Annotated in this window: 25 protein-coding genes and 2 riboswitches; of the genes, 13 read left to right on the forward strand and 12 right to left on the reverse strand. The window is 74.4% G+C overall.

Annotated features, from left to right (window positions below):
• The 5 genes from AB0J71_RS38245 to AB0J71_RS38265 form a co-directional block, all read right to left on the reverse strand.
• A partial coding sequence (locus AB0J71_RS38245; protein ID WP_364418951.1) for a fibronectin type III domain-containing protein occupies nt 1-1888 on the reverse strand: 1888 nt, incomplete at its 3' end.
• A gap of 196 nt (nt 1889-2084) precedes the next feature.
• Nucleotides 2085-2561, reverse strand: a complete 477-nt coding sequence (locus AB0J71_RS38250) for a hypothetical protein (protein WP_364418953.1) — start codon at nt 2559-2561, stop codon at nt 2085-2087.
• Nucleotides 2542-3102, reverse strand: a complete 561-nt coding sequence (locus AB0J71_RS38255) for a MauE/DoxX family redox-associated membrane protein (protein WP_364418955.1) — start codon at nt 3100-3102, stop codon at nt 2542-2544. The genes AB0J71_RS38250 and AB0J71_RS38255 overlap by 20 nt, the downstream gene beginning before the upstream one ends.
• A gap of 167 nt (nt 3103-3269) precedes the next feature.
• Nucleotides 3270-4067 (reverse strand): methyltransferase domain-containing protein, encoded by a 798-nt coding sequence (locus AB0J71_RS38260; RefSeq protein WP_364418957.1) that lies wholly within the window; start codon nt 4065-4067, stop codon nt 3270-3272.
• A 169-nt stretch (nt 4068-4236) separates the two neighbouring features.
• Nucleotides 4237-4626 (reverse strand): MerR family transcriptional regulator, encoded by a 390-nt coding sequence (locus tag AB0J71_RS38265; RefSeq protein ID WP_364418959.1) that lies wholly within the window; start codon nt 4624-4626, stop codon nt 4237-4239.
• Between the two features lie 81 nt (nt 4627-4707).
• On the opposite strand from AB0J71_RS38265, the gene AB0J71_RS38270 reads away from it, so the two are divergent.
• The 3 genes from AB0J71_RS38270 (at nt 4708) to AB0J71_RS38280 (ending at nt 6790) form a co-directional block, all read left to right on the forward strand.
• Nucleotides 4708-5898, forward strand: coding sequence for an MFS transporter (locus AB0J71_RS38270; RefSeq protein WP_364418961.1), 1191 nt, complete (start codon nt 4708-4710; stop codon nt 5896-5898).
• A gap of 69 nt (nt 5899-5967) precedes the next feature.
• Nucleotides 5968-6570, forward strand: coding sequence for a helix-turn-helix domain-containing protein (locus AB0J71_RS38275; protein WP_364418963.1), 603 nt, complete (start codon nt 5968-5970; stop codon nt 6568-6570).
• A complete protein-coding gene (locus AB0J71_RS38280) occupies nt 6554-6790 on the forward strand; it encodes a hypothetical protein (protein WP_364419044.1) in 237 nt (78 codons plus the stop codon). The genes AB0J71_RS38275 and AB0J71_RS38280 overlap by 17 nt, the downstream gene beginning before the upstream one ends.
• Nucleotides 6791-6806: 16 nt before the next feature.
• Here the strand turns inward: AB0J71_RS38280 and AB0J71_RS38285 are convergent, their stop codons facing one another.
• The 3 genes from AB0J71_RS38285 to AB0J71_RS38295 form a co-directional block, all read right to left on the reverse strand.
• Nucleotides 6807-7382 carry a hypothetical protein gene (locus tag AB0J71_RS38285; RefSeq protein WP_364418965.1) on the reverse strand — a complete coding sequence of 192 codons (576 nt, stop codon included), beginning with the start codon at nt 7380-7382 and terminating at the stop codon, nt 6807-6809.
• Nucleotides 7277-8032, reverse strand: a complete 756-nt coding sequence (locus AB0J71_RS38290; RefSeq protein WP_364418967.1) for an MFS transporter — start codon at nt 8030-8032, stop codon at nt 7277-7279. Before AB0J71_RS38290 ends, AB0J71_RS38285 begins: the two co-directional genes overlap by 106 nt.
• Nucleotides 8033-8134: 102 nt before the next feature.
• Complete coding sequence (locus AB0J71_RS38295) at nt 8135-8566, reverse strand: nuclear transport factor 2 family protein (RefSeq protein WP_364418969.1); 432 nt, start codon at nt 8564-8566, stop codon at nt 8135-8137.
• A 175-nt stretch (nt 8567-8741) separates the two neighbouring features.
• Nucleotides 8742-8871: riboswitch (cobalamin riboswitch) on the forward strand.
• Nucleotides 8872-8905: 34 nt separating this feature from the next.
• Between AB0J71_RS38295 and AB0J71_RS38300 the strand changes: the two genes are divergently transcribed.
• The 6 genes from AB0J71_RS38300 to AB0J71_RS38325 are packed head-to-tail and all read left to right on the forward strand — an operon-like array spanning nt 8906 to nt 14575.
• Nucleotides 8906-9097, forward strand: coding sequence for a CbtB domain-containing protein (locus AB0J71_RS38300; protein ID WP_352320001.1), 192 nt, complete (start codon nt 8906-8908; stop codon nt 9095-9097).
• A 10-nt stretch (nt 9098-9107) separates the two neighbouring features.
• Entirely contained in the window at nt 9108-9893 is a 786-nt protein-coding gene (locus AB0J71_RS38305) for a CbtA family protein (RefSeq protein WP_364418971.1), read from the forward strand.
• A 5-nt stretch (nt 9894-9898) separates the two neighbouring features.
• Nucleotides 9899-10450, forward strand: coding sequence for a histidine phosphatase family protein (locus AB0J71_RS38310; protein WP_352320004.1), 552 nt, complete (start codon nt 9899-9901; stop codon nt 10448-10450).
• A complete protein-coding gene (locus AB0J71_RS38315) occupies nt 10447-12585 on the forward strand; it encodes a VWA domain-containing protein (protein WP_364418973.1) in 2139 nt (712 codons plus the stop codon). Before AB0J71_RS38310 ends, AB0J71_RS38315 begins: the two co-directional genes overlap by 4 nt.
• A 2-nt stretch (nt 12586-12587) precedes the next feature.
• Nucleotides 12588-13190, forward strand: coding sequence for a cob(I)yrinic acid a,c-diamide adenosyltransferase (cobO, locus tag AB0J71_RS38320; protein ID WP_352330740.1), 603 nt, complete (start codon nt 12588-12590; stop codon nt 13188-13190).
• A gap of 8 nt (nt 13191-13198) precedes the next feature.
• Nucleotides 13199-14575 carry a cobyrinate a,c-diamide synthase gene (locus AB0J71_RS38325; protein WP_352330743.1) on the forward strand — a complete coding sequence of 459 codons (1377 nt, stop codon included), beginning with the start codon at nt 13199-13201 and terminating at the stop codon, nt 14573-14575.
• Here AB0J71_RS38325 and cobN read toward each other — a convergent pair.
• Nucleotides 14530-18210, reverse strand: coding sequence for a cobaltochelatase subunit CobN (gene cobN, locus AB0J71_RS38330; protein WP_364392001.1), 3681 nt, complete (start codon nt 18208-18210; stop codon nt 14530-14532). The two genes, AB0J71_RS38325 and cobN, sit on opposite strands and share 46 nt — an antisense overlap.
• A gap of 53 nt (nt 18211-18263) precedes the next feature.
• Nucleotides 18264-18390, reverse strand: a riboswitch (cobalamin riboswitch).
• 71 nt (nt 18391-18461) lie between these two features.
• Here cobN and cobG point away from each other — a divergent pair.
• From cobG to cobJ, 3 genes are read left to right on the forward strand one after another with little or no spacing between them, the layout of a single operon-like run.
• On the forward strand, nt 18462-19745 hold the full coding sequence (gene cobG / locus AB0J71_RS38335; protein ID WP_364418975.1) for a precorrin-3B synthase: 1284 nt from the start codon (nt 18462-18464) through the stop codon (nt 19743-19745).
• A complete protein-coding gene (locus AB0J71_RS38340; protein WP_364418977.1) occupies nt 19742-20362 on the forward strand; it encodes a precorrin-8X methylmutase in 621 nt (206 codons plus the stop codon). Before cobG ends, AB0J71_RS38340 begins: the two co-directional genes overlap by 4 nt.
• Nucleotides 20363-20367: 5 nt before the next feature.
• Nucleotides 20368-21846, forward strand: coding sequence for a precorrin-3B C(17)-methyltransferase (gene cobJ / locus AB0J71_RS38345; RefSeq protein WP_364418980.1), 1479 nt, complete (start codon nt 20368-20370; stop codon nt 21844-21846).
• Here the strand turns inward: cobJ and AB0J71_RS38350 are convergent.
• From AB0J71_RS38350 to cbiE, 3 genes are read right to left on the reverse strand one after another with little or no spacing between them, the layout of a single operon-like run.
• Nucleotides 21837-22592 carry a cobalt-precorrin-6A reductase gene (locus AB0J71_RS38350; protein ID WP_364418982.1) on the reverse strand — a complete coding sequence of 252 codons (756 nt, stop codon included), beginning with the start codon at nt 22590-22592 and terminating at the stop codon, nt 21837-21839. The genes cobJ and AB0J71_RS38350 overlap by 10 nt on opposite strands.
• Nucleotides 22577-23332: a precorrin-4 C(11)-methyltransferase gene (gene cobM, locus AB0J71_RS38355; protein WP_364418984.1), complete on the reverse strand. Its 756-nt coding sequence runs from the start codon at nt 23330-23332 to the stop codon at nt 22577-22579. Before cobM ends, AB0J71_RS38350 begins: the two co-directional genes overlap by 16 nt.
• Before the next feature lie 16 nt (nt 23333-23348).
• Entirely contained in the window at nt 23349-24557 is a 1209-nt protein-coding gene (cbiE, locus tag AB0J71_RS38360; RefSeq protein ID WP_364418986.1) for a precorrin-6y C5,15-methyltransferase (decarboxylating) subunit CbiE, read from the reverse strand.
• 147 nt (nt 24558-24704) lie between these two features.
• Between cbiE and cobF the strand changes: the two genes are divergently transcribed.
• The gene (gene cobF, locus AB0J71_RS38365) at nt 24705-25463 is read left to right on the forward strand and encodes a precorrin-6A synthase (deacetylating) (RefSeq protein ID WP_364418988.1); all 759 of its coding nucleotides are present in this window, start codon (nt 24705-24707) and stop codon (nt 25461-25463) included.
• The last annotated feature ends 18 nt before the right edge of the window (nt 25464-25481 follow it).

Raw genomic sequence — 25481 nt, forward strand, 5'->3', positions numbered from 1 at the left:
CCTGCGTGTCCGTCGTGTTCACGGTGGCGCCGCCGGGTGAGGCCGTCACGACGTAGCCGGTCACGCCCGCGGCGCCGGTCTCGGGCGGCGCCCAGGTGACGCGTACCGCGCCGTCCCTGCCGTACACGCCGGTGACGAACGGGCGGCCGGGCCGGCCGGCGACGCCGGGGGTGACCGGGTCGGCGGGCGCGGAGGCGTCGGAGACCCCGCTCGCGTTGGCCGCCGTGACGGTGAAGGTGTACGCGGTGCTGTTGGTCAGGCCGGTGACCGTGGCCTGCGTGTCCGTCGTGTTCACGGTGGCGCCGCCGGGTGAGGCCGTCACGACGTACCCGGTGATCGCCGAGCCGCCGTCGGAGGCGGGCGCGCGCCAGGTGACCTTCGCCGTGCGGTCGCCCGGCGTCGCGGACACCCCGAGCGGCGGCGAGGGACGGGTGACCGCCCCGGCCGGCGTCACCGGCGCGGACGCGGCCGACTTCGCCGAACTGCCCACCGCGTTGGCGGCGGTCACGGTGAAGGTGTACGCGGTGCCGTTGGCCAGGCCGGTGACCGTGGCCTTCAGCAGGTCGCCGGAGACCGTCGCGGTCCTGCCACCGGGGGCGGCGGTGACCGTGTACCCGGTGATCGGCGCGCCGCCGTCCGCGGGACGCTGCCAGGAGACGGTCGCCGACGCGTCGCCCGCCGACGCGCTCACGCCGGCCGGGGCGGACGGCACGGACGCCGACGCGTAGTAGTCGAAGGTGTCGACGGTCACGCTCACGCTCGCCGTGCCGGTGTTCAGGATCACGAACGTGCCGCCGGTGCCGACCTTCACCGGCACCAGGCTCGACCAGAAGTCGTTCGGCTGGTACGCGATCGAGCCGCCGCCCGGGATGCTCGACTGGCCCGTGGGGTGGACGCGCAGCAGGCCGTTCGCCGTGCCCTTGGCGGTGATGTTCACGCCGACCGCGCTCACCCCGGAGGCCGGCACACCGCCCTTGCCCAGCGGGGCGACCGTGTACGAGGCGCCCGCCGCCACCGTCACGGAGGTGAGGGTCCGTGACGGGGCGACGGGCGCCAAGATCGAGGAGGCGACCGTGGCGGCGGGCGTCGCGAAGTAGCCCGCGACGTCGGCGTACACCGTCAGCGCGGCGGCCCCGTTGTTGTTGACGGCGATCTTGCCGTCCGTGCCGAGGGCCGCGATGACCAGGTTCGACTGGAAGTAGGACGGCCGGTAGTCGATGTTCGACCCGACGGGCAGCGTGCCGCCGGACGGGTAGGCGATCATCTTGCCGGACCCGGTGCTCTTCACCGCGAACGTCAGCGCCACGTACGCCACCCCGGAGGCCGGCACGCCGCCCACCCCCGCCACCGCGAACGTGGCGGTCGAGTTGGCCGCGACGGTCTGGTTGCCGATGACCCGGCCCGTGTCCAGCGGCACGTACCGGGCTCCCGCCGTCGCGGCGGCCGTCGCGGTGTAGTACCCGTGCACGTCGGCGTAGACGTTGACGGCGGCCGTGCCGGTGTTCTTGACCTTGAGCGCGCCGTCCGGGCCGAGCTTGACCGTCACGAGCTGGTCGTCCCACACGCCGGACCGGTAGCGGGTGCCCGTCACCGCGGGCGCCGCGGCCAGGTCGGAGGGGAAGACGATGAGGCCGCCCGCCGCGCTCGCGCCCTTGGCCGCGAAGTTCACCGCGACGCTCGCGACCCCGCTCGCGGGCACCGCGCCCACCCCCGCCACCTTGACCGTGGTGGTGGCCCCCGCCGCGACCGACACGTTGCTCAGCACCCGGGCCCGGACTCCGTAGAACTGGCCCGGTCCCGGCTGAACCGACGCGGCGGCGGCCGGGGGCGCCCCCGCCACCACGAGGATCCCGGAGAAGACCAGCATGAGTGCTGACAACCATCGCATGACCACACTGGCCTCCAGGATCGCTCCGTGTTGCGCGGCTGACGCTATCAATGGCCCTGAGCTCGTGAAATACGGCGAAAAATAGAGATTTTTCGTCTATCAACGGCCGTACGGCGGCTTGTCCGGCTGCAACTTCGGCGGTAGCCGCCGTCACCGTCCGGGGTCATGCCGTAAAGGTGGTCGGCGCGCGGCGGACTCACTCTCCGAGGCGGAGGCCGGGCTCGCTCGCTGACTCCAGCGCCTCTGCCGTCAGGTGATAAATGTCGCGGTGCTGATAAATGAGCTCGCCGTCCTCGGTGTTGCAGCCGATCCCGAACGGCTCCTCCGGCGAACTGTGCATGTCTTTCCCCAACGCCTCATCCACTTCCAGAAACCAGGTGACGCCCGCGATCGGCACCCCGGAAGGGAAGGGGAAGGGGATTCGATCGCCGTTCGCGTGCATGATCTCGTAAATGGCGCTCTGCACGTCCGGTACGGCGTCATTGACTTCTTCCGGGCCTGCGTCAGGCTGTAACCGTCGGTAAGCCTTGCGTCCCTCTTCGAGAAGTCGGCCGATGTCTTCGATGCGGTAATCGATGCGGGACAGAATCGAAATCGTCGCTCCTGGCGCATCGACCTTTTCGAGGGCGGTGAGCGGCTGTTCGTGCTTCGGCTCACACATTGCGTACTTCACCGGTCCCTTTTCCTGGTCGCCTTGGCCACGCGTCGATGAGGTTATCGTCCGTACGGGTGATCAGCAGGCCGAAGGCGGCGCCGGAGACGCCCGCGATCAATGCCATCCCCACGTCGGCGACCCCGGAGGACGACGATGCCACGAGACCGAGTACGGCCGGCGCCATGAGGACGAGGTCGCGGACGACGTGCGTCCACCCCATGGGCGTCCGCGAGTCGCCGCCGAAGCAGCGGCACGGTACGGCCGCGCCCCGCCGTACGACGAGGGCGGTGGCGACGGCGAAGGAGGCGAGCAGCGCCGCCGCCAGCGCGAACCCCAGCACCGCCGCCCACCGGAGGGGCGTCGCCACCAGCACGATCACCGCGCCCTCCCCCACGACGACCGCGACCGCTACCAGGACGGCGTTCGAGCGCCACGGCGTCATGTCCCCGACCGACCTGACGAACCGCGCCCACGGCTCACGCCCGGAGATCTTGCCCCACAGTGTGAGCGCGAAGACGGTGACCAGCAGAACCCGGCATCCCACCTCGACGTAGCTCATGACGCGAATGGTGCGTCCCCCGGCTCAACGATTTCTCAATGCCGTCCGGGCCCTGTGCGCGATCCGCTGACGGCCCGCCGGCTCCGGCCGGTCGGCGGCCCCCGCGGCGCCTTCCGCAGCAACTTCCCGTCCCTGACGACCACCGGGGAGCCGAGTCTCACCACGGCTCATCGCGGTTCGGGCGCCCCGGGCTGTTGCGGGCGGCGTCCCCATGCCGAGATCAGCGGCGCGAGGGTGAGATCGAGCTCGCCGGCCTCGACGGCGGCCAGGTGCGCGTCGATCTCGGCGTCGTCGGCCAGACCGGCGGCGAGCAACTCGGCGCGGACCATGCGCACCGTCGCGGCCTCCAGCCGGTCGCAGGCCACCCCGCCGACCGGGAAGCAGCCGGCCGCCGCGACGTCGACCAGGCCGGCCGCCCGCAACGCCCGCGGCAGCGTACGGCCGTAGCGCAGGTCGGCGCCGCGACGGGTCAGCAACTCCCGGACGGCGCGCCGCAGCCGGTTGGCGCGCCGCTGTGCCGGGCCGACCTCGTCGAGGCAGGCCAGCGGCTGCAGCTCGGTGTCGGCGTCCTCGATCAGCAGCCGGCCACCGGGACGCAGCGCCGCCGCCATCGTCGCCAGCGCCCGCGCCCGGTCGGGCACGTGGACGAGCACGAGCCGGGCGTGCACCAGGTCGAACGTGCCCGGCTGCGGCGGCGGGTCGGCGGCGACGTCGTGCCGGAGCACCTCGTACCCGGCGTGCGGGTCCAGCCAGGAGGGATCGATGTCCGTGGCCAGCACGTAACCGGTCGGCCCGACGGCCGTGACGAGCGCCTCGGGAATGCCGGGGCCGCCCGCGCCGACTTCCCAGCAATGCCAGCCCGCCGTCAGGCCGAGCCGGTCGAGGTGCCCCCGGGTGACGCCGTCGAACAGCTCGGCCAGCCAGGTGAACCGCTCGCCCGCCTCCGCCCGGGCGTTGTCCAGCAAGTAGCGGTGATCCGGGGCAGACCCGGAGGTGTGGGACGCTGCGCCGGCGCTATCCCCCGGCCCGCCTGAGGTCGTGTCCGGCCCGGACCCGCGGCCGGCGGAGGACTGTGATGTACTCATGCCCACATCCTCACGATCTTCCCCGTGCCGTGTCAGCACGACAGAGGATTCAGCCGCCGAGCGAGGCCAGGGCCCGGCGAGTGATGTCGGCCGGGGCGGCGGCGATGACGTCGTCGAGCGCGTCCATGGAGGCCTGGAGGTCGCTGATGGCCTGGGCGATGCGGTCGCGCTCCTGGTGGAGGTCGGCGAGCAGGTCCGGGCAGGTGGGGACGAGGCGGTCGCCGGCGTCCCGCAGGCACGGCAGGACCGTCATGATCGTCGAGGTGTTCAGGCCGGCGGCCAGCAGGCTGCGGATGCGGCGGACGACGGCGACGTCCTCCTCGGCGTACTCCCGGTAGCCGCTGGGGCGCCGCTGCGGGTGCAGCAGACCCTGTTCCCCGTAGTAGCGCAGCAGGTGGACGGCCACGCCGGTCCGCCGGGACAGCTCACCGATGCGCACGACGACCTCCTGACGGCGAGCCGGTCATCCCCCCGGCCTGCCTTGACTCTCATATCGATGTGAGACTTTAGCGTCTACGCCATGAAGATGGACAAGGGTTTCGCGACGCTCGCGGCATTGTGCTCAAGCGTCTTCGTCGTGGGCACCTCGGAGTACCTGATCGCCGGGTTGCTGCCCCAGGTCGGAGCTGATCTCGACGTCTCCGTGGGCACCGCCGGGCAGGCGGTGACCGCCTATGCGCTCGGAGTGGTGGCCGGGGGGCCGCTCATGGCCCTGCTGACCTCGCGTCTGCCGCGCAAGGGGCTCGCCATGGGCCTGATGCTGCTGTTCGCGGTGGGCAGCGCGATCAGCGCGGCGGCGCCGTCGTTCGGCCTGCTGCTGGCGGGCCGCGTGGTGTCCTCGCTCAGCCACGCCGCCTTCCTGGCTCTGGCGCTGGTGACGGCGACCCGGGTGGTCCCGGCCGAGCGGACGGGCTCGGCCATCGCCACCGTGGCCTCCGGCTTCACCGTGGCCACGCTCCTCGGCGTGCCTCTGGGCGCGCTGCTCGGGGAGAGCGCCGGTTGGCGGGCGCCCTTCGCCGTGCTGACCGTTCTGTCCCTGGTGGGCACCGTGCTTCTGGCGGCCGTCCTGCCCCGGCAGGAGGCGCCGTCCACGCGGCTGCGGGACGAGCTGCGCGTGGTGACGCGCCGGCCGGTCATGCTCGCCATCGCCACCACCGCGGTGGGCTTCTCCGGGGTCGCCACGGTGTTCACCTACATCGCCCCGCTGCTGACCCGCGTCTCCGGCTTCTCCGCCGCGGCGGTCTCCGGCCTGCTGCTCGCCTACGGCGCGGGCAGCTTCATCGGCAACCTCACTGCCGGCAGGCTGACCGACAAGTCGATGAGCGCCACCGTACGGGGGGTCTTCGGCGGGCTGGCGGGGACGCTCCTGCTGGTCCCGTTCGCCGTGGTGTGGCAGCCTGCCGCCGTGGCCGCGGTCCTGATGCTCGGCCTGCTCGCCACCGCGACCATCGCCCCGCTGCAGGGACTGATCCTGCACCACGCGGGCGCCGCCCCGAACCTGGCGGTCTCCGCCAACGTCGGCGCCTTCAACCTCGGGGCCGCAGCCGGCTCGGTCATCGGCGGCACGATCGTCGCCGCCGGCGCCCTGCGGTGGACCGGCCTGGCGGGCGCGGCCCTGAGCCTGATCGGACTGGCCCTCACCTACCTCGTCCTTCCCCGCCCGCGGACCTCGCCGAAGGACGCCGAACACGAAGCCCCGATCGCCGTCTGACCCCACCCGGCAGGGAAGGGTGGGGAGTTTGGCAGGCTTGGTGCTATGTATCCCGCTTCTGCGCTTGGTATGTTCCTGCGGTCTCGACGGGCCCGGCTGCGGCCTGAGGACGTGGGCCTGAGCTCAGGGGTCAGGCATCGGCGCGTCGCGGGGCTGCGCAGGGAGGAGCTGGCGCCGCTGGCCGGAGTCAGCGTCGGCTACTACACCCGCCTGGAGCAGGGGCAGAGCCCCAACGTCTCCGACGACGTCCTGGACGCCGTGGCCCGCGTCCTGCGGCTGGACGACGACGAGCTGGCCCATCTGCACCGGCTGGCCAGGGCCGCCCGCGCCGGGGCGAAGGCCAAGCCGGAGCAGCTGCGTCCCGGCATCAGGCTGATGGTCGACGCCTTCACCGACCGGCCCGCGATCGCGGTCGGCCGGCGGGGCGACATCCTGGCCTGGAACCGTCCGGCGCATGCGCTGCTCGCCCCGCACTGGCCCTTCGAAGGGGAGGAGAAGCCGAACTTCGTCCGCCTCGACTTCCTGGAGCTGGAGTTCTCCCGCGGGCTGTATGGCGACTGGACGCAGAAGGCCCGCGACGACATCGCCTACCTGGAGGGCCTCCCTGAGCCGGTTCCCCACCGACGAAGGGCTGACCGCGCTGGTCAAGGAGCTGCTGGCGCTCAGTCCTGAGTTCCGCTCGATGTGGACCGAGCACCCGGTGAGCAACTGCGCCTCGATCTCGCGCGACTACCGGCATCCGGAGGTGGGCGTCATGACCCTCACCGCCGAGCTGCTGCGCACGCCCGACGACGAAGGGCAGGGCGTGACGGTCTTCCAGGCCGAGGCGGGTTCGCCGTCGGAGGAACGGTTGCGGCGGCTGGCCGAGCTGGCCGCCGCCGTCTCACCGTAGGGCCTCGGAAGCACGGTCACGCGGCCGGGGCGGGGCGGCGCAGCAGGGCGCCGCCGACGAATGCGCCGGTCAGCGCCACGGCGCCGGCCACCAGGAAGGCGGCGTGCAGGCCGCCGAGGGTGGCCGACGCCTCGGTGGCGGCGGAGGCGAGCGCTTCCGTACGGGCGGCGGCGATCGCGGTGAGCCCCGCCACGCCGACGGCGCCGACGAAGGTGGGCATCTGGGCGAGGCTTCCCGCCACGCCCTGGTCGGCCTCGTCCAGCCCGGACGTGATGGTCGTGACGGCGGCCACCACCGTCAGGACGTGCCCGAACCCCATGGTGGCCGACGTCGCCAGCAGCAGGACCAGGCCGCCCTGGGCCGGCAGGAACACCATGGCGGCGGTGCCGGCGGCCTGCACGGTCAGGCCGGTGACGATGGTCGCCGCCGTCCCGCGCGTGCTGATCATCCTGGCCGCGAAGCCGCCCGCGACCAGGGCCGCGGCCGTCAGCGTCGCCAGCGTCGGCAGGCTGCCCCAGCCCGCCGACCCGCCGGTCGAGATGCCGTAGACCAGGGCGAACAGGCCGCCGCTCGCCAGGAGCGCGCCGGGCACGTCGCGCCGGGCACGTCGAGCCTGGCGCGGCCGCGTACGGCCGTCTGGCGCACCGCCGTCACCGCGCCCGTCATGACCAGGACGCCGATGCCGAACAGGACGAGCATCGTCCAGCGCCAGTTCAGTCCGCTGGTGATGAGGCCGCCGCCGATCGTCCCGACGACGAAGCCCAGCGACAGCAGGGCGCCGTTGACGCCCAGCGCCCTGGTGCGCTGCGGCCCTTCCTGGAACGTGCCGGTCATCAGCGCCAGCGCGGTCGGGCCGATCATGGCCGCGGCCACGCCCTGTCCCGCGCGGGCCGCCACCAGCAGCCCCGGGGTCGGCGCCAGCCCGGCCAGCAACGAGAACGCCGAGAACGCCGCCACGCCGATGACGAACAACCGGCGCCTGCCCACCATGTCGGACGCGCGTCCGAACAAGGGCATCAACGCGGCCGTCGGCAGCAGGCAGGCGGTGGCCACCCACTGCAGCGCCGAGGCGGAGGAGAAGCCGAGGTCCCTGCCGATCTCCGGCAGCGCCACCGTGATGATCGAGTAGTCCAGCCCGGTCATCAACGTCGCGCCGCACAACGTGATGAGGACGAGCCAGCCGCGCGGCCCCCATCGCGGGGTCGTGCCGGCGGCGGTCATGTCGTGGGTTTCGGTCGTCATGCGGCCAGCGTGCGGCCGGCCGTGAAGATCAACCAGAGCCCTGCTGAAGGTACCTCTGTCAGGTGCAGGACGGGCGGGCGCGGGATCGCGTCGGGCAATTCGTCAAGGGCGCTGCAGAGTCACCGAGGCGGAGAGCTGGGTGAGCAACTCCAATTGATCGAAATAGAGGCGCAGACTCGTTATGAGCCCGTCTTCCACCGTGCAGACATAACAGCAACGCAAACGAAGGGGACGACCCGTCGCGGTCAGCACCTGACCGTCGGCCATGGCGTACGGCCCTCGGTGAGTTCCCACCATGAGAAGCTCGTCGACGGTCGTGGCCTCGCCCTCGGAGGACTCCGTGATCACGGCCCGGACGTCGGGGAACGCCGTCCAGAACTCCTCCAGATAGGAGGCCAGCTCGGCGTGTCCCTGGGAAACGCCTTCGGGGCTGATGGACACCCCGGTCGGGCTGAAAGTGCTGAGCAGTGCCTTCATGTCGTGGGCGTTGAACGCGTCCGTATAGCGGTCGCGTACGTCGCGGGCAACATTCATGGCACCGGATCCTCCTCCTTCGCTCGATGCCCGACGCGGCTGTGGATATGCGGTCGAATTGCCAACGCAGGCTAAATCCGTCCACTCGGCGAGGTAGAATTCTGGGCCTTTCACAAAGGCACGAGGCGTAGCGGCAGGTGACGGAGGGTCACCGGGCGCCTGTTGACGCGAACGTGAGGAAAGGATACGTTCCGGTAGATTTCACGGTTGTCCAAGGGAAATCCGGTGAGATGCCGGTGCGGACGCGCCACTGTATCCGGGACGCAGATCCCGGGAGCCAGGTCGCTTGGCAGCCGTGACCTCGTGATATGGGACGCGTGACCCCTGAGGAGGCTTGACATGACCGGGCTGTCCACCCCGTCGACGATTCCCTTTCCCCGCCTGCGCCCTTGGCTGCTGCTGGCCGTGCCCGTGCTGCTGCTGGTCGCCTACCTGGTTCTGATGGACAACGGCGCCATCTCCCAGACCGGCACCTTCCTGCACGAGCTGATGCACGACGGGCGTCACCTGCTCGGCGTGCCCTGCCACTGAGGGCCGGGGCATGGTACGCACCTTCCTGGCCAGAGGTCTGCTCATCGGGCTGCTGGCCGGGCTGATCGCGGGCGCCTTCGCCTTCGCCTTCGGTGAACCTCGCGTGGACCACGCGATCGCCCTGGAGGAGGCCGCCGCCCAGGCCGGGGCGCCCGATCCGGACGCCGGGACGGCCGAGCACGGCCACGCCGAAGCGGCCGAGCACGGTCACGGCGAGGACGCCGTGGTCAGCAGGCCCGTGCAGAAGGCGGGGCTGTTCCTGGCCACCGGGCTCTACGGGCTCGCCGTGGGCGGGGTGTTCGCCCTGGTGTTCGCCGGGCTGCGCGGGCGGGTCGGCCCGCGTTCCGACGGGCGGCTGGCGGTGGCCGCGGCCGGCACGGCGTTCACCGCGATCATCCTCGTGCCCTTCGTGAAGTATCCGGCCAACCCGCCTGCGGTGGGCGATCCGGACACCATCAACAGCCGCACGCTGCTCTACGTGGTGATGATCCTCGTCGGGCTGGCGGCGACGGCGATCGCGGTGGCGACGGCCCGGCGCGTCGAGGGTGGCCCGTGGGCGCGCTGGACGGCGGCGGCGGTCGCGTTCCTCGTGCCCGTCGTCGCCGCGTGGTGGTTGTTGCCGGCGGTCAATGAGGTGCCCGAGGGGTTCCCCGCCACGCTGCTGTGGGAGTTCCGGCTCGCCTCGATCGGCACGCAGCTCGTCTTCTGGACGGCGTTCGGCGTGCTGTTCGGCTGGGCGAGCGACCGGGCCGAACGGCGCGCGGCGGCTCATCCGCTGGTCGCGGCGCCGAGCTGAGCAAGGTGCTGTTCGTCCGGCATGCCACGACGCCGGGGATGCGGGCCGGCTGCTTTCCCGCCGACGAGGACGCCGACGCGGCGAGCCTGACCAGGGCCGCCGCGTGGGGTTCCGTCGAGGGGCCGGCGGCATGGACCGCTCCCGGCAGGGCCGCGCGGCAGACGGCCGCCGCCATGGGGCTGGCGGCCCGCGAGGTTCCCGCCCTGGCGGAGGCGGACTGCGGCCGGTGGCGGGGCCTGCCGTACGGGCGGGTCGCGCTGGAGGAGCCGGACGCGCTGGCGAGCTGGCTGGCCGACCCGCACGCCGCCCCGCACGGCGGTGAGTCGCTGAGCGCGCTCGCCGCCAGGGTGGCGGGCTGGCTCGACTCGGTGCGGGACGAGCCGCGGGCCGTCGTGGTCTGCGACGCGGGCGCCATCAGGGCGGCGCTCGGCCATGCCCTGGGGCTGGATCCGCTGCGCGCGGCCCGTTTCGACCTGGCCCCTCTGTCCACCACCGAGCTGACCGTCGCGCGGGACGGCTGGCGGGTGGTCCACGTCAACCGGAAGGCTGAGTCTTGATCGTCACCTATCCGTTCAGCGCCGTCGTCGGGCTCGGCGACCTGAAGCTGGCGCTGGTGCTGAACGCGGTGTCGCCCCGGGTGGGCGGGGTGCTCGTACGCGGCGAGAAGGGAACGGCGAAGTCCACGATCGTGCGGGCGCTGGCGGCCCAGTTGCCGACGGTGGCCGTGGTGCCCGGGTGCCGGTTCGCCTGCGATCCCGTCGTCCCCGACCCTGAGTGCCCAGATGGGCCGCACGGGCCGGGCGCCGGGCGGGTGGAACGGCCGGCCGCCCTGGTGGAGCTGCCGGTCGGCGCGTCGGAGGACCGGCTGGCCGGCTCGCTCGACGTGGAGCGGGCGCTGACGGAGGGGGTGAAGGCGTTCGAGCCGGGGCTGCTGGCGGCCGCCCACCGCGGCGTCCTGTACGTGGACGAGGTGAACCTCCTGCACGACCACCTCGTGGACCTGCTGCTCGACGCGGCCGCGCTGGGCACGTGCTACGTCGAGCGCGAGTCGGTGTCGGTGCGCCATGCCGCCCGGTTCCTGCTGGTGGGCACCATGAACCCGGAGGAGGGCGAGCTGCGTCCGCAGCTTCTGGACAGGTTCGGGCTGACGGTCGAGGTCAGGGCGTCCCGCGACCCGCGGGAGCGCGCCGAGGTGGTGCGGCGGCGGCTGGCCTTCGAGGCGGACGCGGCGGCGTTCGCGCGTCGATGGGCGGCAGAGGAAGCGGCGCTGGCGGCCCGCATCGCCGCCGCGCGGTCCCGGGTTCCGGACGTGCGGTTGCCGGACGCCCGGCTGCGGCAGATCGCGACGGTGTGCGCGGCCTTCGAGGTGGACGGCCTGCGTGCCGACCTGGTGACGGCGAACGCGGCGATCGCCCACGCCGCCTGGCAGGGCCGCGACACGGTGACGACCGAGGACGTGCGGGCCGCGGCCCGGCTGTCGCTGCCGCACCGCAGGCGGCGCGATCCGTTCGACGCTCCAGGGCTGGACGAGGCGCTGCTCGACGAACTGCTGGAACGCACGTCGGACGACGACGCCCCGGACGACAGCCCGGACGGCGGCCCTGACTCCGGGCCCGGCGGTGCCGGCGGACCTGGGGGGACGCCGCCACCGGGCGACGGCACCGGACCGGGCACGCCGGACCACCCGGCCGGCGAGCCCCCGGCGGACGGCCGGACGTCCGCCGACCCGCCGGGGTCCGCAGCCGCCCGTGCGGACGCGACGCCGGTGGCCGGGGACCCCGCTCCGGACGCGGCACCCGCCACGGGCGCGACGGCCTCCCGAGCGTCGGCGCCCCAGGCGGCCACGCAGGCGGCCTCCGAGGCGGCATCTCAGGCGGCCTCACAGGTGGGCTCGCAGGTGGCGGGCGTGGCGGCGCCGTACCGGGTGCCGCTGCTGGAGGTGCCGGGGGTCGGCGAGGGGGCGGTGGGCCGGCGGTCGCGGTCCCGGACCCGGCGCGGCCGGAGCGCCGGCGCGCGCCGCCCGCACGGCCCCGTACGCGACCTCCACCTGCCGGCGACGCTGCTGGCGGCGGCGCCCCACCAGCGGGAACGCGGCCACCGGGGCCCCGGGCTGGCGCTGCGCGGCGACGACCTGCGCGAGGTGGTGCGCGAAGGCAGGGAGGGAAACCTCGTGCTCTTCGTGGTGGACGCGAGCGGCTCGATGGCGGCGCGCAGGCGGATGACCGCGGTCAAGACGGCCGTGCTCAGCCTGCTCCTCGACGCCTACCAGCGGCGGGACAAGGTGGGACTGATCACGTTCCGGGGCGCCGGCGCGGAGGTGGCGCTGCCGCCGACCTCGTCGGTGGAGGCGGGCGCGGCCCGGCTGCGCTCCCTGCCCACCGGAGGCCGCACGCCGCTGGCGGCGGGGCTGGTGCGCGCGGCGGAGGTGCTGCGGGTGGAACGGCTGCGCGACCCCGCCAGGCGTCCGCTGCTGGTGCTGGTCACCGACGGACGGGCCACCGCCGGCGGTGACGTGGACCGGGCCGCCGCGCTGCTGGCCGGCACGACGTCAGTGGTCGTGGACTGCGAGGGCGGGCCGGTCCGGCTCGGCCTGGCCGTCCGGCTGGCCGCCCGGCTGCGCGCGCGGCTCGTGCCTCTCGACTCTCTGGCCGATCTCGGTTCGGTCGTCCGTGACCACAGGAAGGCGGTCTGAGGATGCCTCAGGGAAAACCGGCTGTCGTGCCCGACGACGGCCTGACCACGCGCCAGCGCCGGACCCGTCCGCTGCTGATGGTGCACACCGGGCCGGGCAAGGGCAAGTCCACGGCCGCCTTCGGGATGGCGTTACGGGCCTGGAACCAGGGCTGGCCGGTCGGGGTGTTCCAGTTCGTGAAGTCGGCCAAGTGGCGCATCGGCGAGGAACGCGCGCTCAGGGTGCTCGGTGAGACGGGCGAGGGCGGCCCGGTGACCTGGCACAAGATGGGCGAGGGCTGGTCGTGGATCCAGCGGCCCGGCGCCGAGGAGGACCACGCGGCCGACGCCCGTGAGGGCTGGGAGCAGATCAAGCGCGACCTGGCGGCGCAGACGTACCGGTTCTACGTGCTGGACGAGTTCACGTACCCGCTGAAGTGGGGGTGGCTGGATCTGGACGACGTGCTGGAGACGCTGACGGACCGGCCGGGCAGCCAGCACGTCGTGATCACCGGCAGGGACGCGCCCGAACGGCTGATCGAGGTCGCCGACCTGGTGACGGAGATGGGCAAGGTACGCCACCCCATGGATGCCGGGCAGAAGGGGCAGAAGGGCATCGAGTGGTAGTTCCGCGCCTGGTGATCGCCGCGCCGTCGTCGGGCAGCGGCAAGACGACGGTGGCCACCGGGCTCATGGCGGCGTTGCGGGCGCGCGGACTGCGGGTCTCGCCGCACAAGGTGGGGCCGGACTACATCGACCCCGGCTATCACGCGCTGGCCGCCGGCCGTACCGGCCGCAACCTGGATCCGTGGCTCGTCGGGGAGGAGCTGGTCGCCCCCCTGTTCCTGCACGGCGCGGCCGGGTGCGACGTGGCGGTGGTCGAGGGCGTGATGGGCCTGTTCGACGGCAGGGGGGACACCGGGTTCGCCTCGACCGCGCACGTCGCGACGCTGCTGGACGCGCCTGTGGTGCTGGTCGTGGACGCGGCCCGGCAGAGCAGGTCGGTGGCGGCGGTGGTGCACGGGTTCGCCACCTTCGACCCGGACGTGCGGGTGGGCGGGGTGGTGCTCAACCGGGTGGGCTCCGACCGGCACGAGGAGTTGTGCCGGTCGGCGCTGGCGGCGGCGGGCGTGCCGGTGCTGGGGGCGATCCGCCGCGACGACGCCGTGGCCACCCCCTCCCGGCATCTGGGGCTGGTGCCGGCCGCCGAGCGCCGGACCGAGGCGGTCGCCGCCGTGGACCGGCTGGCCGCGCTGGTGGCGCGTTCGTGCGACCTGGACGCGTTGCTGCGGCTGGCGCGCTCCGCTCCCCCGCTGGGCGGCCCCGCCTGGACGCCGCCGGCGCCCGGCGCGACGGGCGACCGGCCGCAGGCGCGGGGGGCTGCGGGCGACCAGCCGGAGGTGGCGGGGGCTGCGCGTGAGCGGCCGGTGGTGGCCGTGGCCGGCGGGGCGGCGTTCACGTTCGGCTACGCCGAGCAGGTCGAGCTGTTGCGGGCGGCGGGTGCGGAGGTGGCCGTCTTCGACCCGCTGCGCGACACGCGGCTGCCGGACGGGACCGGCGCGATCGTGATCGGCGGCGGCTTCCCGGAGGTGTACGCCGCCGAACTGGCCGCCAACGAGCCCCTGCGGCAGCAGGTCGCCGCCTTCCCCGGCCCGATCGCCGCCGAGTGCGCGGGGCTGCTGTACCTGTGCGACGAACTGGATGGTCAGCGCATGTGCGGGCGCGTCCCCGGGCGGGCGCGGATGACGTCCCGGCTGACGCTCGGCTACCGGGACGCCGTCGCGCTGCGGCGCTCGCCGCTCACCAGGACGGGCGAGCGGCTGCGCGGGCACGAGTTCCACCGGACGGCCGTCACGTACGCGGGCGAGCCGCTGTTCCGCTGGGACGGCGGCCACGACGGGTACGGCGATCCCGGCGTGACCGCGTCCTACCTGCATCTTCACTGGGCGGGCGCGCCCGGCCTGGCTCAGCGGCTGGTGTCGTCCTCCAGGTCGCCCTCGGTCTTGAGGTAGACCTCCTGCAGGCCGCGCAGGACCTCTGGGTCGGGGTGCTGCCACATGCCGCGCTCGGCGGCCTCCAGGAGGCGTTCGGCGATGCCGTGCAGCGCCCAGGGGTTCGAGCGGGCCATGAACGCCTGGTTCTCGGGGTCGAGCACGTACGTCTCCGTCAGCTTGTCGTACATCCAGTCGGCGACCACGCCGGTGGTGGCGTCGTAGCCGAACAGGTAGTCGACGGTGGCGGCCAGCTCGAAGGCGCCCTTGTAGCCGTGGCGGCGCATGGCGGCCAGCCAGCGCGGGTTGACGACCCTGGCGCGGAAGATCCGTGAGGTCTCCTCCGACAGGGTGCGGGTGCGCACGGCGTCGGGACGGGTGCTGTCGCCGACGTAGGCGGCCGGGGCCCTGCCGGTGAGCGCCCGCACGGTGGCGATCATGCCGCCGTGGTACTGGAAGTAGTCGTCGGAGTCGGCGATGTCGTGCTCGCGGGTGTCGACGTTCTTGGCGGCGACGGCGATGCGGCGGTAGGCGTCCTCCATCTGGGGGCGGGCGGCGACGCCGTCGAGGTCGCGGCCGTAGGCGTAGCCGCCCCACACGGCGTACACCTCGGCCAGGTCGGCGTCGTCGCGCCAGTTGCGGCTGTCGATGAGCGGCAGCAGCCCGGCCCCGTAGGCGCCGGGCGCGGAGCCGAAGACGCGCATGGTGGCCAGCCGCTCGTCGCCGCCGGTCGCGGCCACGTGGGCGCGGACGTAGTTCTCCTCGGCCGGCTCCGCCAGCGACGCGACCAGCCGTACGGCGTCGTCGAGCATGCCGACCACGTGCGGGAAGGCGTCGCGGAAGAAGCCGCTGATGCGGACCGTCACGTCGATGCGCGGGCGGCCCAGCTCGGCGAGCGGGATCGGCTCCAGGCGGATGACGCGACGCGACGCCTCGTCCCATTCGGGGCGGACGCCGAGCAGGGCCAGCACCTCGGCGACGTCGTCGCCCGCCGTGCGCATGGCGCTGGTCCCCCACACCGACAGCCCGACCGAGCGCGGCCACTCGCCGGTGTCGGCGCGGTAGCGCTCCAGCAGCGACTCCGCCATGGCCTGGCCGGTCTCCCAGGCCAGGCGGCTGGGCACCGCCCTGGGGTCCACGGAGTAGAAGTTGCGGCCGGTCGGCAGCACGTTGACCAGGCCGCGCAGCGGGGAGCCGCTGGGGCCGGCGGGCACGTAGCCGCCGTCCAGGGCGTGCAGGACGTGGTCCAGCTCGTCGGTGGTGCGGGCCAGGCGCGGCACCATCTCGGCGGCGGCGAACGCCAGCACCCGCGCCACCAGCTCCACCCGTCCCTCGGCCACACGGCCCACCGATGCGGCGGGAGCGGCACCGGGCGTACCGTCCGACGCGTCGGGAGCGAGGCCGGGTGTCGCGTCCAGTACCGCGCGGGCGACGGCGGGGGCTGCCTCCGGGGCCCAGGCGTGCTGCTCCATGGCCTCGACCAGGGCGCGGGCGGTCGTCTCCGCGCGGTCCACGTCGCCGAGCCCCGCCGTGCCGTCCTCGGCCAGGCCGAGCGCCTCGCGCAGGCCGGGCAGCGTCTCCCGGCCGGCCCACATCTGGCGGGCGCGCAGCATGGCCAGCACCAGGTCCACCCGGACCTGGCCGGTGGGCGCCTGGCCGAGGACGTGCAGGCCGTCGCGGATCTGCGCGTCCTTCACCTCGCACAGCCAGCCGTCCACGTGCAGGATGAGGTCGTCGAACTCGCTGTCGTGCGGCCGGTCGGCCAGCCCGAGGTCGTGGTCGAGCCGGGCGGCCTGGATCAGCGTCCAGATCTGCGCCCGGATCGCGGGCAGCTTGGCGGGGTCCATGGCGGCGATCGTGGCGTGCTCGTCCAGGAGCTGCTCCAGCCGGGCGATGTCGCCGTAGGTGTCGGCGCGGGCCATCGGCGGCACCAGGTGGTCCACCAGCACGGCGTGCGCGCGCCGCTTGGCCTGCGTGCCCTCCCCCGGGTCGTTGACCAGGAAGGGGTAGACCAGCGGCAGGTCGCCGATGGCGGCGTCGGTGCCGCACGCGGCCGACATCCCCGCCGACTTGCCGGGCAGCCACTCCAGGTTGCCGTGCTTGCCGACGTGCACCATCGCGTGCGCGCCGAACTCGGCCGACAGCCAGCGGTAGGCGGCCAGGTAGTGGTGGCTGGGCGGCAGGTCGGGGTCGTGGTAGATGGCGATCGGGTTCTCCCCGAAGCCGCGCGGCGGCTGCACCATCACCACGAGGTTCCCGGCCCGCAGCGCGGCCAGCACGATGTCGGTCCCGTCCTCGCCCTCGTGCACGAACAACTCTCCGGGCGGCGGCCCCCAGTGGCGCTCCATCTCCTCGCGCAGGGCCGCGGGCAGCGTCCGGTACCACTGTTCGTAGGAGGCGGCGGAGATGCGGACCGGGTTGCCCGCCAGGTGCTCCTCGGTCAGCCAGTCCTGGTCCTGGCCGCCGGCGGCGATCAGCGCGTGGACGAGCGCGTCGCCGTCCTGGTCGGCCACGCCGGGGAAGCCGTCGCCCAGGTCGTACCCCGCCTCGGCGAGACGGGCCAGCAGCCGGACGGTGCTCGCCGGGGTGTCCAGCCCGACCGCGTTGCCGACGCGGGAGTGCTTGGTCGGGTACGCCGACAACATCACCACCAGCCGCCGTTCGGCGGGAGGGGTGTGCCGCAGCAGGCCGTGGCGCACCGCGATGCCCGCCACCCGGGCGGCCCGCTCGGGGTCGGCGACGTAGACGGTCAGCCCGTCGGGGTCGATCTCCTTGAACGAGAACGGCACCGTGATGATCCGCCCGTCGAACTCCGGGATCGCCACCTGCGAGGCGGCGTCCAGCGGCGACAGCCCGTCGTCGTTCTCCTCCCAGGCCTGGCGGGTGGTGGTCAGGCAGAGTCCCTGCAGGATCGGCACGTCGAGCTCGGCCAGCGCGCCGACGTCCCAGGCCTCGTCGTCGCCGCCCGCCCCCGCGGTGGCCGGACGGGAGCCGCCCGCCGCCAGCACCGTGACGACCAGGGCGTCCGCCGCGCGCAGCGTGTCCAGCAGCTCCGGCTCGGCCGCGCGCAGGGACGAGCAGAAGACCGGCAGCGCCTGCCCGCCCGCGTCCTCGACGGCGTCGCACAACGCCTCGACGAACGCGGTGTTGCCCGCCACGTGGTGGGCCCGGTAGTAGAGCACCCCCACCACGGGACCGCCGGTGGTCCTGGCGGGGCGGTCCAGCCGTCCCCAGGTGGGGGCCGGGACGGGCGGCTCGAACCCGTGCCCGGTCAGCAGGACGGTGTCGGACAGGAACGCGTGCAGCTCGGCCAGGTTGGCCGGGCCGCCATGGGCCAGGTAGGCGTGCGCCTCGGCGCACACCCCGCCGCTGACGGTGGACAGCTCCATCAGCTCGGCGTCGGGCGCCTGCTCCCCGCCCAGCACCACCACCGGGCGGGGCCCGGCCAGCAGCGCGTCGAGCCCTTCCGGCCAGGCCCGCCGCCCGCCCAGCAGGCGCACCACGACCAGGTCGGCGCCCTCCGTCAGGCCGGGGACGTCCTCGGCGGTCAGCCGGGCGGGATTGCCCAGACGGTAGCCCGCCCCGCAGGCGCGGGCGCTCAGCAGGTCGGTGTCGGAGGTGGAGAGCAGCAGAACGGTACGGCTGTCGCCAGGCACGGCGCATTCCTCCCTCGGGGTCCTCGCCCCGGTCGCGGGTGACACGACGGCAGGAGTCTCCTGGCTCCCGGATCGACGCTCACCCCGGCCTTCCCGTCCGTCGCCGGACAGTGGCCTCGTGGTGGGGTTCGCTCCCCGGTCACAGTGGCGGGACCGCGCCGGATTCGCACCGGCTTCCTCCCATTGCCATCGTCTACGCCGAAGCTTACGGCAGGAGCGACCCGTCCCAGAAGTGGCGTTACGATCCCTTCGTGCCCGTAGGTGAATCTTCCGGACGTACGCGTCCCGATGCCTGTCCGGGGGCGCTCCAGGTGCACGAGGCCGCCGACGGCCCGCTCGCCCGCGTGCGCCTGCCCGGCGGCGCGGTGTCGGCCGCGCAGCTCCGCGTGCTCGCCGGGTGCGCGGCCGAGCTGGGAGCGGGCGTGATCGAGCTGACGTCGCGGGCGAACGTCCAGGTGCGGGGCCTGCGCTCGCCCGAGGTCTTCGCCGGGCGCATCGCGGCGGCCGGGCTGCTGCCGTCGCCCGCGCACGAGCGGGTGCGCAACATCCTGGCCTCGCCGCTGAGCGGGCGCGGTCCTGACGGGCTGCTGGACGTGCAGGCGATGGCGGACGCCCTGGACCGGGCGCTGTGCGCGCGGCCCCGGCTGGCCGCGCTGCCGGGACGGTTCCTGTTCGCCCTGGACGACGGCACGCGGGACGTCGCCGGGCTCGGCGCGGACGTCACCTACGCGGCGACCGGGCGGCTGCTGCTCGCCGGCGCCGACACCGGGCTGACCGTCGCCCCGGACGCGGCCGTGCCGCTCATGATCGACGCCGCCGAGGCGTTCCTGGACGAGCTGTCCCCCGACGGCCCGCGCGCCTGGCGCATCCGCGACCTGCCGGACGGCACCGCCGCGATCGCCACCCGCCTGCGCGACGGCCGACCAGCCCGAACGAACGCCCCGAACGCACTGGACGCCCCGGAGGCCCCGCAGGCGCCCCACACCGCCGACGCCCCGCAGGCCGCGGACGCCGCGAACGCGCCGCCCTCACCCGCCCCCGCGCGCCGCCCGTCCGCGGGCAGGATCGCGCAGCGGGACGGCCGGGTGGCGATCGAGGCGCTCGTGCCGCTCGGCCGTCTGACGTCCGCCCAGGCCGGAGCGCTCGCGGACCTCGGGCGGCCGGTGCGCCTGACCCCCTGGCGAACCGTCGTCCTGCCGGACCTCTCCCCCGGCTCCCCCGGTTCCTCGGGCTCCCCGGGCTCCCCGGGATCCCCCGGCGAGGCGGACCGGATCGAGCGGGCGCTGGCCGCCGCCGGGCTCGTCACCGACCCGGACTCCCCCTGGGCCGGGGTCACCGCCTGCACCGGCCGTCCCGGCTGCGCGAAGGCGCTCGCCGACGTGCGGGCGGACGCCCGCCAATGGGTGCGGAGCCTCGGCCGCGCACCCGCCACACCCGTCCACTGGGCCGGTTGCGAGCGGCGCTGCGGCCTGCCGCGCGGCCCGGTCCGCCAGCTTATCGCGACCATCAACGGATACGAGGAACGCCAGGAGTGAGCGACTACATCCGCGACGGCGCCGAGATCTACCGGCGCTCGTTCGCGACCATCCGCGCCGAGACCGACCTCACGGGCCTGCCCCCCGAGGTCGCCCAGGTGGCGGTGCGCATGATCCACGCGTGCGGCATGACCGACCTCGTGACCGACCTGGCCTGGTCCCCGCGGGTCGTCGCGCGGGCCAGGGCGGCGCTGCGCGGCGGCGCGCCGGTGTTGTGCGACGCCATGATGGTCGCCTCCGGCGTGACCCGGCGCAGGCTGCCCGCGGGCAACGAGGTGCTGTGCACGCTGGGCGATCCGCGCGTCCCCGAGCTGGCCGAACGCCTCGGCACCACCCGCAGCGCCGCGGCCCTGGAGCTGTGGCGCGCCCGCCTGGAGGGGGCGGTGGTGGCGATCGGGAACGCGCCGACCGCGCTGTTCCGGCTGCTGGAGCTGGTGGCCGAGGGCGCGGGACGCCCCGCGGCCGTGCTCGGCATCCCGGTCGGCTTCATCGGCGCGGCCGAGTCCAAGCAGGCGCTGGCCGGCAGCGACCTGGAGTACCTGGTGGTGCACGGCCGTCGCGGCGGCAGTGCGATGACGGCCGCCGCGATCAACGCCATCGCGAACGAGACGGAGTGAGGACCATGTCAGGACGCCTGTACGGAGTCGGCCTGGGCCCCGGTGACCCCGAGCTGGTCACGGTCAGGACGGCCCGGCTGATCGGCGAGGCCGACGTGATCGCCTACCACGCCGCCCGGCACGGCCGCAGCATCGCCCGATCGATCGCGCTGCCGTACATGCGCGAAGGCCAGATCGAGGAGCTGCTGCTCTACCCGCTGACCACGGAGACCACCGACCACCCCGGCGGCTACCAGGGGGCGCTCGACGACTTCTACGCCGACTGCGCCGAACGCCTGGCCGCCCACCTGGACGCGGGCCGCACCGTGGTCGTGCTGGCCGAGGGCGACCCGCTGTTCTACGGCTCCTACATGCACATGCACAAGCGGCTCGCCCACCGCTACCCGACCGAGGTGGTGCCCGGCGTGACCTCGGTCAGCGCCGCCGCCGCCGTGCTGGGCCGGCCGCTGGTCGAGCGGGACGAGGTGCTGACCGTGCTGCCCGGCACGCTGCCCGCGCAGGTGCTGGCCGAGCGGTTGCGCGACACCGACTCGGCCGCCGTGCTCAAGCTGGGCCGCACGTTCGGGAAGGTGCGCGACGCGCTGGCCGAGGCGGGCCGCCTCGACGACGCCTGGTACGTCGAGCGGGCCACCATGGGCGCCGAGCGGGTCGCCCCGCTCAAGGACGTGGACTCGGACGGGGTCCCGTACTTCTCGCTGGCGCTGCTGGCCAGCCCGGCCGAGCGCACGTTCGTCCCCGAGCGCCCGGTGGACGAGGGGCGGGGCGAGGTGGCCGTGGTCGGCCTGGGCCCGGCGGGACGGCCGTGGCTGACGCCGGAGGCGCAGGAGGCGCTGGCCGCGGCCACCGACCTGGTCGGCTACGGCCCGTACGTGGACCGGGTGGCCCCGAACGCGCGCCAGCGCCGCCACCGCACCGACAACCGGGTGGAGGCCGAACGCGCCAGGCACGCCCTTGAGCTGGCCCGGGACGGGGCCCGCGTGGCGGTCGTGTCGTCCGGCGACCCGGGCGTGTTCGCCATGGCCAGCGCCGTGCTGGAAGCCGCCGCCGACTTCCCGGACGTGCCGGTGCGGGTCGTGCCGGGACTGACCGCCGCCCAGGCGGTCGCGGCCAGGGCGGGCGCGCCGCTCGGGCACGACTACTGCGTGCTGTCGCTGTCCGACCTGCTCAAGCCGTGGAAGGTGGTGGCCGACCGGCTGTCCGCCGCCGCGCGGGCTGACCTGGTGCTGGCGATCTACAACCCGGCCTCGCGGAGCCGTACGTGGCAGGTCGCCGCCGCCCGGGACCTGCTGCTGGAGCACCGGGCGCCGGACACCCCCGTGGTGATCGGCCGCGACGTCGGCGGCCCGGAGGAGAGCGTCACGGTCACCACGCTCGGCGAGCTGGACCCGGGCCAGGTGGACATGCGCTGCCTGCTGATCATCGGCTCGTCCACGACCCGGGCCACCGAAGGCGGCGTCGTCTACACCCCGCGCCGCTATCCCTGAACCCAGGCTGCCGCCGCCGCCACGCTGTCCGTCGCCCGGACGCCCGCGGGCAGCGGCGGCCGGTCCACCATGATCACCGGCAGGCCGAGCTCACGGGCCGCGCCGAGCTTGGCCGTGGTCATGCCGCCGCCGCTGTCCTTGGTCACCAGCACGTCCAGGCGGTGCTCCCGGATCAGGGCGCGCTCGCCCTCGACGGTGTACGGCCCCCGGTCCAGCAGGACGTGCACGTTCGCCGGCACGGGCCCCTCCGGCGGGTCCACCGACCTGGCCAGCAGCCACACGCCGGGCAGCGGCGCGAACACCGGCAGGCTGCGGCGCCCGGTCGTGAGGAAGACCCGGGTCTCCCGGCCGGCCGCGCCCCACCGCTTCGCGGTCAGCAGCCCGGCCGCCGCCTGGAGGGAGCCGACCCGCAGCCACGCGTCGCCCGGTCGCTCCCGCCATCCCGGACGCCGCAGCACCAGCAGCGGCACCCCGGTCGCCGACGAGGCCGCGACCCCCGAGGCGGTCATCCGCTCCGCGAACGGATGCGTGGCGTCGACCAGCACGTCGATGCGCTCCTTCAGCAGCCACGCGGCCAGGCCCGCCGGCCCGCCGAACCCGCCTTCCCGCACCTCGCCCACGGGCAGCCGCGGGTTGTTCACCCGTCCCGCGAGTGAGGACACCACGTGCAGCCCGGGGGCGGCGGCCAGCTCGGCGGCCAGGGCGCGGGCCTCGGCGGTGCCGCCGAGGATCAGGACCCGTCGCACGCCCGCTCCCTGGCGTCGCTGTAGAGATGGCTGTCGGGGAACTGCGTCGCCGACAACACCCGGCCCACGACGATCACGGCCGTCCGCCGGATGCCCGCGTCGTGGACCTGTCCGGCGATGTCGGCCAGCGTCCCGCGCAGGATCACCTCGTCGGCCCGGCTCGCCCGCGCCACCACGGCCACCGGGCAGTCCGGGCCGTAGGAGGGCAGCAGCTCGGCCACCACGGCGTCGATCCGCTGCACGGCCAGGTGCAGCACCATCGTGGCCCGGCTCGCGCCGAGCGTCGCGAGGTCCTCGCCGTCCGGCATGGGGGTGGCGCGGGCGGAGGTGCGCGTCAGGATGACCGTCTGGCCGACGCCGGGCACGGTCAGCTCCCGGCCCAGCGCGGCCGCCGCCGCCGCGAACGCCGGAACCCCCGGCACCACCTCGTACGGCACGCCCAGGGCGTCCAGCCTGCGCATCTGCTCGGCCACGGCGCTGAACACCGACGGGTCGCCCGAGTGCAGCCGCGTCACGTCGAGACCGTCGCGGTGGGCGGCGGCCAGCTCGGCGACGATCTCGTCGAGCGTCAGGTCCGCCGTGTTCACCAGCCTGGCCCCCGGCGGGCAGGCGTCGAGCAGCTCACGCGGCACCAGCGAACCGGCGTACAGGCAGACCGGCGACGCCTCCAGCCGCCGCAGGCCGCGCAGCGTGATCAGGTCGGCGGCGCCGGGACCGGCTCCGACGAAGTACACGGTCACGGCCGGTCCCCCTCCGTCATCGTTGATCCTTCCTTGTGATCGACCACACGGTCACCGGCATCGCCGCCCGCCAGCCGGTGAACCCGCCGACCGGCGAGGCCCGCTGGACGCTCAGGCGCACCAGGTCGCCCCCGAGCCTGCCGTACCAGTGGGCGAGGACGGCCTCGGACTCCAGGGTGACGGCGTTCACCACCAGCCGGCCGCCGGGGCGCAGCGCCGTCCAGCAGCGTTCCAGCAGGCCGGGGGCGGTCGCGCCGCCGCCGACGAACACCGCGTCCGGCTCGGGCAGCCCGTCCAGCGCCCCGGGGGCCTTGCCCTCGACCACGCGCATCGACGGCACGCCGAGCCGCTCGGCGTTGCGCCGGACGGCGGCGGCCCGGTCGGCCCTGCTCTCGATCGCCACGGCGGCGCACGAGGGGTGGCTGCGCATCCACTCGACGGCGATGCTGCCCGCCCCCGCGCCCACGTCCCACAGCAGCTCGCCGGGCATCGGGGCCAGGCGGGACAGGCTGACGGCGCGGACCTCCCGCTTGGTGAGCTGCCCGTCGTGCTCGTAGGCGCCGTCGGGCAGCCCCGGCACCCTGGCCAGGGGCTCGGCGTCCCGGGCGAGGACGCACTCGACGGCGATCACGTGGAGCGCGGGCGCCTGGCCCTCCGTCCAGCTCTCCGCCGTCCCCCGCAGCGCGGACTCGCGCGGGCCGCCCAGGTCCGACAGCACCGTCATCGGGCTCGGCCCGTACCCGTGCCGGACGAGCAACCCGGCGACCACCGAGGGCGAGCCGGGCCCCGCGCCGAGCACGACGACCCGGCGGCCCGGCTGGAGGGCGGCGGCCAGCGCCGCGGGCGGCCGGCCCACCAGGCTGACGACGTCCACCCGCTCGGCCGGCCAGCCCAGGCGGGCGCAGGCCAGCGACAACGACGACACGTGCGGCAGCACCAGGACGCGCTTCGCGCCCAGCAGCCGGACCAGGGTCGAGCCGATGCCGTGGAACATCGGGTCGCCGCTGGCCAGCACGCACACCTCGCGGCCGGCGTACCGGTCCATGAGCGCGGGCAGGGCGGGCAGCAGCGGCGACGGCCACGGCACGCGTTCGGCGGCCGTCGCGGGCACCAGGCCGAGCTGCCGCACGCTGCCCATGAGCACGTCGGCGGCCTCCACCGCGCGGCGCGAGCCCGGGGGCAGGCCGTCCCAGCCGTCCGCGCCGATCCCGACGACCGTGATCACGCGTCGCGCCGGGTCAGCTGGAGCTCCTCGGCGACCCGCTGACGGGAAGCGGCGAAGGCGGCGCCCTGCTCGGCCAGGTTCACGATCCTCCTCTATGGCAAAGTGCGAGGGATATCGTATATCTGCCTATCTGGCAGACTTTGGCGGGTGAAACGGCTTCTCGTCATCGGGATCGGCGCCGGCGATCCGGACCATCTCACCCTGCAGGCGGTCAAGGCCATCGCAGCCACGGACGTGTTCTTCATCGTCGACAAGGGCGAGATCAAGCACGAGTTGATCCAGCTCCGCCTCGACCTGATCGCCGAGCACGGCCGCAGGCCGTACCGGATCGCCGAGGCCCGCGACCCGGAACGCGACCGCACCGCCCCCGCCTACACCGCCGCCGTCGAGGACTGGCGCTCGCGCCGCTCGCTCGCCTGCGAAGCGCTCATCCGCGACGAACTGGGCGCCGGCGAGACCGGCGCGTTCCTGGTGTGGGGCGACCCGGCCGTCTACGACAGCACGCTCGCCATCCTCGACGAGATCCGGCGACGCGGGAACGTCGCCTTCGACGTCGAGGTCGTCCCCGGGATCAGCAGCGTGGCCGCCCTCACCGCCCGCCACCGCATCGGCCTGACCCAGGTCGGCCGGCCCACGCACCTGACCACCGGCCGCCGCCTGGCGGAGCAGGGCCCCACCGCCGACGACATGGTGGTCATGCTCGACGCCCACAACTCCTTCACCGGTCTCGACGACTTCCACATCTACTGGGGCGCCTACCTCGGGACGCCGGACGAGATCCTGGTGTCGGGGCCGGTGCCCGAGGTCGGTGAACGCATCCGGCGGCTGCGTGCCGAGGCCCGCGACCGCAAGGGCTGGATCATGGACACGTACCTGCTGCGCCGCCGGTCGCCGGAGGACCGCTGACCTGACACCGAGATGGCG

The sequence above is a fragment of the Nonomuraea sp. NPDC049637 genome, assembly GCF_040675235.1.
Classification (GTDB): Bacteria; Actinomycetota; Actinomycetes; order Streptosporangiales; family Streptosporangiaceae; genus Nonomuraea.

Excerpts from the sequence above, each read along its gene's own strand:
- AB0J71_RS38295 (WP_364418969.1), bottom strand. The coding sequence starts at position 8,566 with ATGAATGTTGCCCGCGACGTACGCGACCGCTATACGGACGCGTTCAAC.
- AB0J71_RS38255 (WP_364418955.1), bottom strand. The coding sequence starts at position 3,102 with ATGAGCTACGTCGAGGTGGGATGCCGGGTTCTGCTGGTCACCGTCTTC.
- AB0J71_RS38290 (WP_364418967.1), bottom strand. The coding sequence starts at position 8,032 with ATGACGACCGAAACCCACGACATGACCGCCGCCGGCACGACCCCGCGA.
- AB0J71_RS38270 (WP_364418961.1), top strand. The coding sequence starts at position 4,708 with ATGAAGATGGACAAGGGTTTCGCGACGCTCGCGGCATTGTGCTCAAGC.
- AB0J71_RS38300 (WP_352320001.1), top strand. The coding sequence starts at position 8,906 with ATGACCGGGCTGTCCACCCCGTCGACGATTCCCTTTCCCCGCCTGCGC.
- AB0J71_RS38305 (WP_364418971.1), top strand. The coding sequence starts at position 9,108 with ATGGTACGCACCTTCCTGGCCAGAGGTCTGCTCATCGGGCTGCTGGCC.
- cobJ (WP_364418980.1), top strand. The coding sequence starts at position 20,368 with ATGTCAGGACGCCTGTACGGAGTCGGCCTGGGCCCCGGTGACCCCGAG.
- cobO (WP_352330740.1), top strand. The coding sequence starts at position 12,588 with ATGCCTCAGGGAAAACCGGCTGTCGTGCCCGACGACGGCCTGACCACG.
- AB0J71_RS38275 (WP_364418963.1), top strand. The coding sequence starts at position 5,968 with ATGTTCCTGCGGTCTCGACGGGCCCGGCTGCGGCCTGAGGACGTGGGC.